This window comes from Paenibacillus sp. J22R98 (genome assembly GCF_059383835.1).
Map to the genome: position 1 here is coordinate 557,354 of NZ_JBXENW010000003.1, position 14,704 is coordinate 572,057.

Sequence of the window (14,704 nt, forward strand, 5' to 3'; positions counted from 1 at the left end):
TTTACGGAGGGGTTTGGGGGATACAAAATGACAGAACGAGTGAAAGTCGTAACATTGGGCTGTGAGAAGAATTTGGTCGATTCGGAGATTATGTCCGGTCTAATCGATCAACGCGGCTACCAATTGGTGGATCAAGCAGATGATGCCACCGTTATTATCGTGAATACATGTGGATTTATTGATGCGGCTAAGGAAGAGTCCGTTAATACAATTCTGGACATGGCCGAATTCAAACAAACAGGCCGGCTAAAGGCGCTTATCGTCTCCGGTTGTTTGACACAGCGTTATAAGAAGCAGTTGATGGAAGAAATGCCGGAGATCGACGGTATTGTCGGTACGGGAGATTTTCATCAGATTACGGATATTGTCGAAGAAGCACTTCGCGGTAAACGTCCCGTTAAAGTCGGGAATCCGGTCTTTGACTACGATCAGAAGCTTCCGCGTCTTGTGACTACGCCGCGTTACACGGCTTATGTGAAAATCGCTGAAGGCTGTGACAACGCTTGTACATTCTGTTCAATTCCGATCATGCGCGGTAAGTTCCGCAGCCGTTCGATGGAGTCCATTGTGGCTGAAGTCGAAATGCTGGCTAAGCAAGGCGTGAAGGAAGTCAGCTTGATTGCACAGGATTCCACGAATTACGGTACGGATCTGTATGATAAGTTTATGCTTCCGGAGCTGCTGAATCGCGTGAGCGAAGTGGAAGGCATCGCATGGGTGCGTCTGCACTATGCATACCCGGGCTTCTTCACGGACGAGCTGATTGACACCATCGCTGCCAATCCGAAAGTATGCAACTATATTGATATGCCGCTTCAACATAGCGAGGATTCCATTTTGAAGAGAATGCGCCGTCCAGGACGCCAAACGGATACTCGCGCATTAGTGCAGCGTATTCGTGCACGTATTCCGGATGTAGCGCTTCGGACTTCCATCATTGTTGGCTTCCCAGGCGAAACCAATGAGGATTTCGAGCGACTGTGCGATTTCGTTCGCGAGATGAAATTTGATCGTTTGGGTGTGTTCACGTATTCAGCAGAAGAGGATACTCCAGCGGTTCGTTTGCCGGATGCTGTTCCTGACGATGTGAAAGAGTGGCGCTCCAATACGCTTATGGAAATTCAGCGCGAAGTATCCAAAGAGCTTAGCGGCAAACATGTCGGCAAAGAGATCGACGTGCTGGTAGAACGCTATGACGGCCGCAGTGATGTATACGTTGGCCGCTCGGAATACGATGCACCTGAGATTGACGGTGAAGTGTTTATCTCGAAATGTAAGGCCGCAATCGGCGAAATTCAAAGAGTGCGTATTACGCATGCTTATGAGTTTGATATGTCCGGGGAGGGGCTCGCGTGAATTTAGCCAACCGCATTACGCTTGTCCGCATCTTTTTGGTGCCTATAATTATGGTGCTGCTGCTGATCAATGTTGATCTCAAGCCGCTCACCTATGATGATTTTTCCATTACTTGGAATCAGATTTTGGCCGCGCTGGTCTTTATCGTTGCAGCGAGCACAGATGGACTTGACGGCTATATTGCACGCAAGAACAAAATCGTCACTAATTTGGGCAAGCTGTTAGATCCGCTGGCAGACAAGCTGTTAGTTGCGGCGGTGCTTATTTCGCTTGTCGAAATGGCTAAGCTTGATGCTTGGATCGCGATCGTAATCATCAGTCGTGAGTTTGCAGTCACCGGCCTTCGCCAGATTGCGCTGCTTGAAGGTTCTGTTCTGGCTGCCAGCACGTGGGGCAAATGGAAGACAGCCGTTCAAATTACGATGATTATCGCGTTATTGCTTAACAATTTCCCGTTTGCGTTTCTGGACTTTCCGTTCGATTTGATCTCTAGTTATGCAGCGGCACTCATCACGGTTTACTCCGGTATCGATTATTTTGTCAAAAATAAAAATCTCATTCCGGTAGCCTAAACCGGCATTGAACATGTAGCATCACTCCTTCTGTTCGTCAGGAAGGGGTGATGCTTTGCTTTTCCTCAATCGGGTTTCTATTCCACCTTATACATAGATTGGAGCTGCTGTCATGCGCGCTGAAATTATTGCTGTAGGTACGGAATTGCTTCTGGGTCAGACTGTGAATACGAATGCTACATATTTGTCTCAAGGGCTTGCGGAGCTTGGCGTTGATGTTTATTTTCAGACCGTCGTTGGCGATAATGCCGGCCGGATCCGCCAAGCGATCGAGCTTGCGCGCACAAGAGCCGATCTCATTCTCTTTACCGGTGGCCTTGGGCCGACGATGGACGACTTAACGAAGGATGCACTGGCGGATTATTTGAACCGTTCCATTGAGATCCATCAGCCGTCCATGGACAAAATAGAAGGGTTGTTCAGTTCGCGCGGTATTCATATGGTGGAGAGCAACCGTCGTCAGGCGCATCTGATCGAAGGCAGCGATCCGCTGATGAATGATGCGGGGTTAGCTGTAGGAAATGCGCTTACCTTGGATGGAACGAGCTATGTGCTGTTACCAGGGCCGCCGCGTGAAATGAAACCGATGTTTGATGGGCCGGCTAAAGCGTGGATCAGGTCCGTCATGGGGGAAGAGCGCAAGCTGTTCTCGCGTTTGCTTATGTTCGCCGGAATCGGCGAATCCAGCTTGGAGCAGGCCATCATTGATTTAATTGAAGGTCAATCGGATCCGTCGATTGCTCCATATGCCAAAGAAGGCGAAGTCGCCATTCGGATTTCGACGAAAGCACTGGACGAGCAGGAGGCAGAAGCGCGACTCAAGTCGGCAGAGGAGCAAATTCTTGCACGCGTTGGTACGCACCTGTACGCGCGTGAGGACATTCCGCTTGAGGAAGCCGTAATAAGACAGCTGCGTGCAACCGGACGCTCGCTAGCCAGCGCTGAGAGTCTTACAGGCGGTTTATTCTCACAGCTCGTGACACAAGTGCCCGGGAGCAGCGGAGAGTTCGTTGGCGGCGTCGTCACGTACACCAATTTAATGAAACATAAATTGCTGAGCATCCCGATGTCGCAGCTCGAAGGAACAGATGCACCGGGTGCAATCAGCGAATCTACCGCGGCGCTTATGGCGGAGCGGGTGCGCGAACTCGCAGACAGCGATTTCGGCGTATCGTTAACCGGTGTAGCCGGTCCGGCCGAGTCCGAAGGGAAACCGGTCGGACTTGTGTATTTCGGACTTTCGGAGCGCGGGAAGCCAACTCAGGTGTTTACGGCGCATCTTAGCGGCAGCAGAGGCATTATTCGACTTCGTGCGGCGAAGTCACTTCTTTATCGGCTGTGGCAGGCGCTATAAACTAGAATAAATTGCTAATTTAAGCTTGCCAGATGATTAATTTTCGACTATAATCGACATTAGTTAGCGGAAGAACCGTGGCGAAGATTACTTTGCTGCGGTTCTTTTTTTAACGTGATAGACATGTATAAGTTTCCACTATTATATGTCTAGAAAGTCTAAAGGAAGAAACCTGCCGCACCTCTAAAGTGTGGCTATAGCTGTTTCTTCTTGTCTCTCTATTTGGCCAAATGAGAAATAAGAATATATGTTCGCAAAAACGCTTGTCAAAGTGGTAGAAACAAGGTATCATGAAAGTATAAATTATAAGGGATGTGGATTCGTTGGCAGATCGTAAAGCCGCATTAGAAATGGCATTGCGTCAAATAGAGAAGCAATTTGGTAAAGGCTCCATCATGAAGCTTGGTGAGTCAACTCATATGCAAGTTGAAACAGTGTCCAGCGGTGCACTTGCATTAGATATTGCACTTGGAATTGGCGGCTTCCCACGCGGCCGGATTATTGAAGTATACGGACCGGAATCTTCCGGTAAAACAACAGTTGCGCTTCATGCGATCGCAGAAGTACAACGTGCAGGCGGACAAGCTGCATTTATCGATGCCGAGCATGCACTTGATCCTTCGTATGCAAGCAAACTTGGCGTTAACATTGACGAATTGCTTCTGTCTCAGCCGGATACGGGTGAACAAGGCCTAGAGATCGCGGAAGCATTAGTTCGCAGTGGCGCGGTAGACATTGTCGTTGTTGACTCCGTTGCGGCACTCGTGCCGAAAGCGGAAATCGAAGGCGACATGGGAGATTCCCACGTTGGTTTGCAAGCGCGTTTGATGTCGCAAGCACTTCGTAAGCTCTCCGGTGCGATCAGCAAGTCGAAGACGATCACGATCTTTATCAACCAGCTTCGTGAGAAGGTCGGCGTTATGTTCGGTAATCCTGAGACAACACCAGGCGGCCGTGCACTGAAGTTCTACTCCACAATCCGTCTTGATGTTCGTCGTATCGAGTCCATTAAGCAAGGCAACGACGTTGTCGGTAACCGGACACGTATTAAAGTTGTTAAGAACAAAGTAGCTCCTCCTTTCAAACAAGCGGAAGTCGACATTATGTATGGCGAAGGCATCTCCAAAGAGGGAAGCATCGTGGATATTGGCGTCGAGCAGGATATCGTTCAGAAGAGCGGTGCTTGGTTCTCCTATAACGGCGAGCGTCTTGGACAAGGCCGTGAGAACGCGAAGCAATTCCTTAAAGATCATAAGGACATTGCGGCTGTGATCGAGAAGCAAATTCGTGAAGCCAGCAACATGGCGGCTGCAGCTGCTGCTGGAACTGCATTCAGCGAGGACGAAGAGGACGAGGACGAGTTGGATCTGGATTTGGAATAAACCGATTGTGATCGATTTCCCAGAGAAGCACCTGTAAAGGTGCTTCTCTATTTATTAAGCAAGTGAGTGTGGAAGTGGAGGAGGAACAGAGGTGCTAGTAATTACAGGCGTTGAACAGGACCGGAAGTCCAAGCAGCGCTATCATCTGTTTGTCAATGATTCGCAAGAACCGCACGCCAGCGTACATGAAGACCTACTGATTAAATTTCGTCTGCTGAAGGGCAGAGAAATTCATGCGGATGAGCTGAAGCAGATTGTCGAAGAAGACACCAGGCACCGGGCGTACATTCTTTCTTTATCCTATTTAGGGGCAAGGCAGCGGACGGAGAAGGAGATTAAGCAGTATTTGGCGCGGAAGGAAATTGATCCCGAATCTGCAGAGAAGGCGATCGAGCGTCTGACGCAGGAAGGTTTGGTAAACGATAAACAATATGCCAATATGTATGCTTCTGAACGGATGCGGACTCAAATGAAAGGGCGCCGCTTATTGCAGCAGGAGCTTGTGCAGCGAGGGATCTCCAGAGACATGGCGAAGCAGGCTTCCCAGAAGCTGAATGAGCAGTCAGAGATGGATATCGCTATACGTGCCGCTCATAAGAAATGGCCTCACATAAAAGGTGAACCTCGTGAGAAGAAACAGAAATTAGCGGTGTTTCTGCTGCGCCGCGGGTTTCCGATGAATACGGTAAGAGAAGCGGTAAAGGCTGCTGTTCTCGGAATGGAAGATGATGAGGATGGGCATATGCTTGACAATTGATTTTCACAAAAGATAAAATAAGTTTGTATTCTTTATTCTAGAATCGATTTTCCTTCCAAAAATTGATTCGAAACGATTATTTTCGTCAAATTAAGTATGTATGATCGGGTTAAAAACCGGCTAGAAAACCAAATATGTCCCAAGCGTTTGCTTAGGTGAGCAACGAGGAGGTGAGAAAGATGCCAGTAGTGGTATGGATCCTGATCATTCTCGTTGTTGGTGCAATTTTCTTTGGTGTCGGTTATTTTATTCGCAAATCGATCGCCGAGGCCAAAATTTCAAGCGCCGAGCAGGCCGCTAGTCAGATTGTTGACAATGCGAAGAAAGAAGCCGAAGCGCAGAAGAAAGAAACGGTTCTCGAAGCGAAAGATGAAGTCCACAAGCTCCGTACCGAGGCTGAGAGAGATATTCGCGAACGTCGCAATGAGGTACAGCGTCTTGAAAGACGACTGATTCAGAAAGAAGAGTCGTTGGATAAAAAAATAGAAGCGCTGGAACGCAAAGAAGAACAAGTTGCCAACAAAGAGAAGCGGATCGAGGAAACACAGGAACAAATCGATACCCTTTACAAACAGCAGCTTCAAGAGCTTGAGCGGATTTCGAACCTGACGATGGAAGATGCGAAACAAATCATCTTGAACAACGTTGAGCAGGAAGTTCGTCATGAAACTGCACAAATGATTAAAGAAATCGAGCAGCAAGCGAAGGAAGAAGCAGATAAGAAAGCACGAGATATTATCTCGCTTGCCATCCAACGCTGCGCAGCGGATCATGTGGCTGAAACTACGGTTTCCGTAGTAGCATTGCCAAATGAAGAGATGAAAGGCCGCATTATCGGACGTGAAGGCCGCAACATTCGCGCACTGGAAACGTTGACCGGTATCGATCTCATAATCGACGATACACCGGAAGCGGTCATCTTGTCTGGTTTCGATCCAATTCGTCGTGAGATTGCTCGTACATCACTCGAGAAGCTTGTAGCTGATGGACGTATCCATCCGGCACGCATCGAGGAAATGGTAGAGAAATCACGTAAAGAAGTGGATGAACGTATCCGTGAATACGGAGAGCAGGCGACTTATGAAGTTGGCGTGCATGGCTTACATCCGGATCTTATTAAGATTTTAGGTCGCCTCAAGTATCGTACGAGCTATGGTCAAAACGTGCTCAAGCACTCCATGGAAGTCGCTTATTTGACCGGCTTAATGGCTGCAGAGCTGGGTGAAGACCTGACGCTTGCAAGACGTGCGGGATTGCTGCATGATATCGGCAAAGCGCTCGATCATGAAGTGGAAGGCTCACATGTCGAGATCGGCGTAGAGCTGGCGAAGAAATACAAAGAGCATCCTGTTGTTATCAACAGTATCGCGTCCCACCACGGTGATTGCGAAGCAACATCTGTTATCGCAATGCTCGTTGGTGCGGCAGATGCCTTGTCGGCTGCAAGACCGGGTGCACGCAGAGAAACACTCGAAACGTACATCAAACGGCTGGAGAAGCTGGAAGGCATCTCCGAATCATTCGAAGGTGTTGAGAAATCTTACGCGATTCAAGCAGGCCGCGAGGTTCGCGTTATGGTTCAACCTGACAAAATCGATGATACGGAAGCGTTCCGCTTAGCACGTGATATTACGAAGAAAATCGAGAGTGAGCTCGATTATCCGGGGCATATTAAAGTAACGGTCATTCGTGAGACGCGTGCTGTCGAATATGCGAAATAAGTAAATAGCAAGTTACCTGGAAAAGTGGCTGCTTGCAGCCACTTTTCTGGTCTTCACTAGAGAGGTTATGGTGTCATGAACGTATTGTTTATCGGGGATATCGTCGGTAATGTGGGTCGTAACGCGGTCAAGAAAGTGCTGCCGGCACTGAAATCCAAATACAACCCACATATTATTATTGCCAATGGCGAGAATGCAGCAGCAGGCAGGGGCATCACATCAACCATTGTGAAAGAGCTGCTTGAGGCTGGCGTTCACGGCATTACAATGGGCAATCATACATGGGATAACAAAGATATTTTTGAATGGATCGATGATCAGCCCAGAATGGTTCGTCCAGCCAACTTTGTGGCCGAAGCGCCCGGCCAAGGTGCAACGGTCATTAAGGCAAACGGTAAAGAGCTGGCGATTATCAATTTGCAGGGAAGAACGTTTCTGCCGCCGATCGATTGCCCGTTCCGTAAAGCGGATGAGCTGATCGAAGAGATGCAGCAGCAAACGAGGAACATCCTGGTCGATTTTCACGCTGAAGCTACTTCAGAGAAAATCGCGATGGGATGGTACTTGGACGGACGCGCATCCATCGTAGTCGGCACACATACACATGTGCAAACGAACGATGACCGCATTCTCCCGGGAGGCACGGCCTATTTGACGGATGTGGGCATGGTTGGGCCAAGAGATGGCGTGCTTGGTATGGAACGGAATGCTGTCCTGCACAAGTTCCTAACGCAGCTGCCAACACGGTTTGTGGTGGATGAAGGTGATTGGCATCTCCATGCCATCGCGGTTGAGATCGATGAAGCAACCGGGGCTGCGACGAAAATACAGAAAATACGATTAACAGAAACAGATTGGCTGCTGATGTAGCAGACAATCTGTTTTTTGTTATCGTTCTATGAAAATTCTCATAATTCAGAATATATTGTGAAGTGAAAGAAGGAATTATTTCACCTCTCTCGAATATCTATCTAAATAGCAGTATTCATCCATCATTCCCGAGGAGGTACTTTCCATGGATGTCTTAAAAGTTTCAGCAAAGTCCAATCCAAATTCTGTAGCAGGAGCGCTGGCTGGCGTATTACGCGAACGCGGCGCAGCTGAATTACAAGCAATCGGGGCTGGTGCGTTGAATCAAGCGGTAAAGGCGGTAGCAATTGCAAGAGGATTTGTAGCACCGAGCGGGGTAGACCTCATTTGCATCCCGGCATTTACAGACATCGTTATAGACGGCGAGGATCGTACAGCGATAAAATTAATCGTTGAGCCGAGATAGAATCCACTCACATAATTCCATCTGAACTCTTCGACCTGTTTACGCTGTAGGCAGGTTTTTTTGCGCGAAAAATAAGTGATACAGGAGAGTGTGTCCATGCCGAAATTAAGAAGTGTGGATTTTCATTGCGATGTTCTGTGGAAGCTGCTTGAAGATCAGTCTTTGTCATTTGAGCAAGATTCGACGAATAAGCTCGATGTCACTTTACCGCGACTTAAACAAGCCGGAACCGTTCTTCAGACCTTCGCGATCTACGTTCCTGAACGGATGGAGAAATCCATGACTCCAATTCTACATAGTATTGATTTGTTTCATCGTAAAGTACTGTCAGTCCCGCAAATGACCTTCGTACGGACTTCTGCCGATGCAGCTCGGCTCATGAACAATAGCAGCTCAATAGGAGCAATGCTATCGCTTGAAGGAGCAGACGGTCTGCATGGCGATCTGGCGATGCTGCGCATCCTCTACGAGCTCGGGGTGAGGGCGCTGGGGCTGACATGGAACTATGCGAACTGGGGCGCCGACGGGGCTATGGAGCCGCGTGGAGGCGGTCTTACAAAAAAAGGCCGAGCCCTAGTAAAAGAATGTGATAGATTGGGTATACTGTTAGATGTGTCTCATTTGAGTGACAGCGCATTTTGGGAAATGATCAAGGTTTCAACAAAGCCACTGATTGCATCACATTCAAATTCTCGAAGGCTGTGCGCGCATCCCCGCAATCTCGCGGACGATCAAATTCAAGCGCTCATTGAACGGGGAGGTATGATTGGGATTACTTTCGTGCCGCAATTTGTTGCGTCTCATCATGCCGTCGCAATTGCTGACGTGCTGCGTCACATAGAGCGAATTTGTGAGCTTGGCGGAGAAGAGCAGCTCATGTTCGGATCGGATTTCGATGGGATCGAGTCACATGTACAAGATTTAGCACATCCCGGGGAGCTGTATAATTTGCAAAATGCCCTGCTTGCGCGATATTCCGAAGAGCGAGTGGATGCATTTTTCGCCGGAAATGCTTTACGTTTTCTGGTAAAGCATCTACCTAGCTGAACGATTAAGGGATTCCCATCTCGCTGTGATATGGGTATAATCGAAAAGAACTATGTGATGAAAACGCATTTACACCTTGCATTTTAGTACTTTGAGTCATAAAATTTATTTGACTGTTGAAAGAAATTTATTATTTTTGTTAAAAGATGTCGAAAATATTGCAGGTTCATCAAAAGAGGAGATGGGCGTTTTGATTAGTCAATTGTCTTGGAAAATCGGGGGACAACAAGGGGAAGGCGTTGAAAGTACCGACCGTATTTTCTCGACAGCTCTTAACCGTCTTGGTTACTACTTGTATGGTTACCGTCACTTTTCTTCACGTATCAAAGGCGGTCATACCAACAATAAAATCAGAATCAGCACCAAACCGATGCTTGCCATTTCAGATGATTTGGACATTTTGGTTGCATTTGACCAAGAGAGTATCGACTTAAACGCACATGAACTGCGTGCGGGCGGCGTAGTCGTTGCCGACGCGAAATTTAATCCTGTTCTGCCGGAAGGCATTAATGCACGTCTATTCGCAGTACCGATCACTTCGATTGCAGAAGATCTGGGTACTTCCCTAATGAAAAACATGGTGGCGTCCGGCGCGTCTTGGGCGCTTCTTGGTCTGCCAGTTGATGTATTTAATAAAGCAGTAGAAGAAGAGTTCGGCCGTAAAGGTGCCGCAATCGTTGAGAAGAATATCGAAGCGGTTAAACGAGGTTCGGACTATGTACTAGAGCTGGCTGGCGGTCCTCTGGAAGAGTTCCAGCTAGAACCGGCCGACGGCAAACAGAAGCTGTTCATGATCGGCAACGAGGCAATCGGCCTTGGCGCCGTAGCAGGCGGCTGCCGCTTAATGTCGGCATACCCAATCACACCGGCTTCTGAGATTATGGAATACTTGATCAAGAAACTTCCTAAATTCGGCGGAACCGTTATTCAAACCGAAGATGAGATCGCAGCGGTAACGATGGCAATCGGTGCAAACTATGCAGGCGTTCGTACGATGACAGCCTCTGCAGGCCCTGGTTTGTCGTTGATGATGGAAGCGATCGGTCTTGCAGGGATGACAGAAACGCCGCTCGTAATCGTAGATACGCAGCGCGGAGGTCCTTCTACAGGTTTACCAACGAAACAAGAGCAATCCGATCTTAACGCAATGGTATACGGAACACACGGTGAAATTCCGAAGATCGTTATTGCACCGGCTTCTCTGGAAGATTGCTTCTACGACACGATTGAATCGTTCAACCTTTCGGAGCAATATCAAGTTCCGGTTATTCTGATGACTGACCTTCAGCTTTCGCTCGGTAAGCAATCCTGCGAAGCGCTGGATTTGAATAAAGTGCCGATCAATCGCGGTAAACTCGTTCGTGACCTGCCCGAGCTTGAAACGAATGAACTGTTCAAACGTTATGAACTAACGGAAGACGGCGTATCCCCGCGTGTTATTCCGGGCGACAAAGGCGGTTTGCACCACGTAACGGGCGTTGAGCATGATGAAACAGGACGTCCTTCGGAAAGTGCCATCAACCGTAAGAAGATGATGGATAAACGTCTTACGAAGCTTGACGGTATGTATATCCGTGATGCTGTTCGCGCAGATGCTCCCCATAAAGAAGCAGATCTGCTTATCATCGGTATGGGTTCGACCGGCGGTACGATCGACGAAGCTCGTCAACGCATGGAAAGTGACGGCCTGAAGACGAACCATATTACGATTCGTCAAATTCACCCGTTCCCATCGGAGCTTGTGAAGCCTTACCTGCAAAGCGCTGCGAAGGTTGTAGTGCTTGAGAACAATGCAACCGGCCAACTGGCTGATCAAGTGAAATTGCATGCAGGTTACGCGGACAAAATCAAGAGCGTTCTGAAATACGACGGTAATCCGTTCCTGCCTTCCGAAGTGCACAAAGCATGCAAGGAGTTGGTCTAAGAGATGGCTACATTTAAAGAGTTTCGTAATAATGTAAAACCGAACTGGTGCCCAGGCTGCGGAGATTTCTCCGTTCAAGCCGCTATTCAGCGGGCCGCTGCTAACGTTGGCCTAGAGCCTGAGGGCTTGGCTGTAATTTCGGGTATCGGCTGTTCCGGCCGTATCTCCGGCTATGTGAATGCTTACGGTCTTCACGGTATTCACGGCCGCGCATTGCCAATCGCACAAGGCGTGAAGCTTGCAAACCGCGAGCTGACAGTTATCGCTTCCGGCGGTGACGGTGACGGCTTCGCAATTGGGATGGGCCATACCGTTCATGCCATCCGCCGTAACGTTGACCTTACGTACATCGTAATGGATAACCAAATTTACGGCTTGACGAAGGGTCAAACTTCGCCGCGTAGTGCGGAAGGCTTCAAAACCAAATCGACTCCAGAGGGTTCGATTGAAACAACGCTATCGCCGCTTGAAATCGCAATGTCGGCTGGCGCTACTTTTATTGCGCAATCGTTCTCCAGCGATCTGAAGCAGCTGACTGCTTTGATCGAAGCGGGCTTGAACCACAAAGGCTTCTCGCTGATCAACGTATTCAGCCCATGCGTAACGTTCAACAAAGTGAACACGTACGACTGGTTCAAAGAAAATATCGTAAACCTGGATCAATTCTCGGATTACGATCCAACGAACCGTATCGCGGCTATGAACAAAATCATGGAAACGAACGGCATGCTTACAGGTCTTATCTACCAAAACAAAGAGCGTAAATCGTATGAGGATATGGTGAGCGGCTTCCAGCCGGAAGGTCTTGCAAACCAAGATCTATCCTTGTCGCAAGAGCAATTCGAGAAATTGGTAGCTGAATTTAAATAATCGCAACGTCCAGCCTATATAGAAGGCATACAGTTCATCTCATGAGCTGTATGCCTTTCTTATCGCCTGGTGCGTGATAGAAGGGTGTTAACAAACCTATGAAAATGGTTCCGGTTGGCGTATCCGCCAGACATATTCATCTTACTCAGGAGCATGTAGAAGCATTATTCGGACAAGGTGCCGAGTTGTCCGTCTTCAAACCGCTATCACAACCTGGACAATACGCAGCTAATGAAACGGTAGAGGTTGTAGGACCGAAGGGAAGCTTTGGCAAAGTTCGGATTCTAGGTCCCGTGCGCAAACGTACGCAGCTGGAAGTTTCCCGTACTGATGCATTCACGCTTGGCATAAATCCGCCGGTTCGCGAATCCGGGGACATCGCCGGTTCAGCTGGAATCACAATTAAGGGTCCTGCAGGTGAAGTTACAATTGAAGAAGGCGTCATCGTAGCTGCGCGTCATATTCACTTCCATACCAGCGATGCCGAGCGTTTCGGAATAGCGGATAAGCAGCGTTTGACAGTACGATTGCAAGGCGAACGCGGCCTTGTGCTTGAGAACGTAATCGCCCGTGTATCACCGGAGTTCGCGCTTGATATGCATATCGACACGGACGAAGCGAATGCAGCAGGTGCATCTACCGGCGATCAAGCCGAGATCATCGGGTAACCTTTTATAGCTGATAGCTTGTAAGAGACAATCACTCGCGTGGGTGAAATGTCTCTTTTTTGTTACATTCTGCCCCCTGCTAGGTTGAACAAAGGTTCATTTTTCTTTATAATCGCCAGCGGGTTTGCTATAATATTGGAATGGACACGTATGGAGGAAGGGCGTGAAGGTTTGTGAGTAAGGAGACGCATGACGCGGCTGCGGGCCAAGCTAAGTCCGTGAACGGCGATAAGGACTTCTCCAAGTATTTCGACTTCACAGGTGCGAAAGTACTGAGAGAAGAAGACGGGAAAACAACCTACCGAATTAACGGTCGAGATATAACGGTGAACGCTGCGCCTAACTATAAGGACGAGAAGCGTAGAGGGAAGGAAGCCATTCAGGTTCACTATGAATCGGCAACACCTCCGGAACTCCTGCAGCTTGGCAAAGGCAAGCTCTATCATATTACGACTTACGGCTGTCAGATGAACGAGCACGATACGGAAGTCATGAAGGGCATGTTCGAGCAAATGGGCTATATGCCGACGGATGACCGTACGCAAGCGGATGTCATCCTGCTTAACACTTGCGCGGTTCGCGAAAATGCGGAGGATAAAGTATTCGGCGAGCTGGGTCATTTGAAGCATCTGAAGCTGGAGAAGCCGGGATTGATTCTTGGCGTATGCGGCTGCATGTCCCAGGAAGAATCGGTTGTCAGCCGAATTATGCAGAAGCATAGCTTCGTAGATCTGATTTTCGGCACACATAATATTCATAGGCTCCCTTACTTATTGCAAGATGCGCTGTTCAGCAAGGAAATGGTCGTTGAGGTATGGTCCAAGGAAGGCGACATCATCGAGAACCTGCCTAAGAAGCGTGAAGGCATGCGCGGCTGGGTGAACATCATGTATGGCTGCGACAAGTTCTGTACGTACTGTATCGTGCCTTATACGCGCGGTAAAGAACGCAGCAGACGTCCGGAGGATGTAATTGCAGAGGTTCGCGAGCTGGCTCGGCAGGGCTTTAAAGAGATTACACTGCTCGGACAGAATGTTAACGCGTATGGGAAGGATTTTGACGATATCGAGTACCGGTTCGGCGATTTGATGGCGGATATGGCCAAAATCGATTTGCCGCGCATTCGGTTTACGACGAGTCACCCGCGCGATTTCGACGATCATCTGATTGAGGTTCTGGCAACAAGGGGCAATCTTGTAGAGCATATCCATCTGCCCGTCCAATCCGGCAGCACAGAGGTGCTGAAGCGGATGAGCCGTAAATATACAAGAGAAATGTTCTTGGACTTGGCAGCCAAAATTAAGCGTGCGATTCCCGGCGTCTCGATGACTACAGACGTCATTGTAGGGTTCCCCGGTGAAACGGACGAGCAGTTCGAAGATACACTCTCCCTGATGCGGGAGGTCGGGTTTGCTTCTGCTTACACCTTCATCTACTCACCGCGTGTAGGAACGCCTGCCGCAGATATGGAAGATAACATTCCGGAAGCGGTGAAGAAAACGCGGCTCGCGCGACTGAACGCCGTTATTGCGGAGCTCAGCCGTCAAAGTAATGAAGCAGCGATTGGGCAGATCGTCGAAGTGTTAATCGAAGGCCAGAGTAAGAACAATGCACATGTATTGTCCGGACGTACGCGTACGAACAAGCTGGTTCATATGGAAGGACCGGCAGAGTGGATCGGCCAGTTCATCGAAGCAAGAGTGACCGAGGCTCAAACTTGGTATGTCAAAGCAGAGCCTATCATGGCATATACGAAACACGAAGCAGTATCTTAACA

Annotated in this window: 13 protein-coding genes; all 13 read left to right on the forward strand. The window is 48.8% G+C overall.

Going from position 1 to position 14,704, the window contains the following annotated elements:
* Positions 1 to 27: 27 nt before the first annotated feature.
* Positions 28 to 1,356, forward strand: coding sequence for a 30S ribosomal protein S12 methylthiotransferase RimO (gene rimO / locus AC50Y3_RS12770; protein WP_494819090.1), 1,329 nt, complete (start codon positions 28 to 30; stop codon positions 1,354 to 1,356).
* Positions 1,353 to 1,928: a CDP-diacylglycerol--glycerol-3-phosphate 3-phosphatidyltransferase gene (gene pgsA / locus AC50Y3_RS12775; RefSeq protein ID WP_494819091.1), complete on the forward strand. Its 576-nt coding sequence runs from the start codon at positions 1,353 to 1,355 to the stop codon at positions 1,926 to 1,928. The genes rimO and pgsA overlap by 4 nt, the downstream gene beginning before the upstream one ends.
* A gap of 112 nt (positions 1,929 to 2,040) precedes the next feature.
* Positions 2,041 to 3,282 carry a competence/damage-inducible protein A gene (locus tag AC50Y3_RS12780; protein ID WP_494819092.1) on the forward strand — a complete coding sequence of 414 codons (1,242 nt, stop codon included), beginning with the start codon at positions 2,041 to 2,043 and terminating at the stop codon, positions 3,280 to 3,282.
* 323 nt (positions 3,283 to 3,605) lie between these two features.
* Positions 3,606 to 4,664 carry a recombinase RecA gene (gene recA / locus AC50Y3_RS12785; protein WP_494819093.1) on the forward strand — a complete coding sequence of 353 codons (1,059 nt, stop codon included), beginning with the start codon at positions 3,606 to 3,608 and terminating at the stop codon, positions 4,662 to 4,664.
* 91 nt (positions 4,665 to 4,755) lie between these two features.
* Positions 4,756 to 5,421 carry a RecX family transcriptional regulator gene (locus AC50Y3_RS12790; RefSeq protein WP_494819094.1) on the forward strand — a complete coding sequence of 222 codons (666 nt, stop codon included), beginning with the start codon at positions 4,756 to 4,758 and terminating at the stop codon, positions 5,419 to 5,421.
* Positions 5,422 to 5,600: 179 nt separating this feature from the next.
* Positions 5,601 to 7,142, forward strand: a complete 1,542-nt coding sequence (gene rny / locus AC50Y3_RS12795; protein WP_494819095.1) for a ribonuclease Y — start codon at positions 5,601 to 5,603, stop codon at positions 7,140 to 7,142.
* Between the two features lie 75 nt (positions 7,143 to 7,217).
* On the forward strand, positions 7,218 to 8,012 hold the full coding sequence (locus AC50Y3_RS12800; RefSeq protein ID WP_494819096.1) for a TIGR00282 family metallophosphoesterase: 795 nt from the start codon (positions 7,218 to 7,220) through the stop codon (positions 8,010 to 8,012).
* A 145-nt stretch (positions 8,013 to 8,157) separates the two neighbouring features.
* Positions 8,158 to 8,418, forward strand: a complete 261-nt coding sequence (locus AC50Y3_RS12805) for a stage V sporulation protein S (protein ID WP_028597363.1) — start codon at positions 8,158 to 8,160, stop codon at positions 8,416 to 8,418.
* Positions 8,419 to 8,514: 96 nt separating this feature from the next.
* A complete protein-coding gene (locus AC50Y3_RS12810; protein WP_494819097.1) occupies positions 8,515 to 9,465 on the forward strand; it encodes a dipeptidase in 951 nt (316 codons plus the stop codon).
* Positions 9,466 to 9,655: 190 nt separating this feature from the next.
* A complete protein-coding gene (locus AC50Y3_RS12815; protein ID WP_494819098.1) occupies positions 9,656 to 11,389 on the forward strand; it encodes a 2-oxoacid:acceptor oxidoreductase subunit alpha in 1,734 nt (577 codons plus the stop codon).
* Between the two features lie 3 nt (positions 11,390 to 11,392).
* Positions 11,393 to 12,259, forward strand: a complete 867-nt coding sequence (locus AC50Y3_RS12820; protein ID WP_494819099.1) for a 2-oxoacid:ferredoxin oxidoreductase subunit beta — start codon at positions 11,393 to 11,395, stop codon at positions 12,257 to 12,259.
* A gap of 98 nt (positions 12,260 to 12,357) precedes the next feature.
* A complete protein-coding gene (pduL, locus tag AC50Y3_RS12825) occupies positions 12,358 to 12,927 on the forward strand; it encodes a phosphate propanoyltransferase (RefSeq protein WP_494819100.1) in 570 nt (189 codons plus the stop codon).
* A gap of 173 nt (positions 12,928 to 13,100) precedes the next feature.
* Entirely contained in the window at positions 13,101 to 14,702 is a 1,602-nt protein-coding gene (gene miaB / locus AC50Y3_RS12830; protein WP_494819101.1) for a tRNA (N6-isopentenyl adenosine(37)-C2)-methylthiotransferase MiaB, read from the forward strand.
* Positions 14,703 to 14,704: the final 2 nt, after the last annotated feature.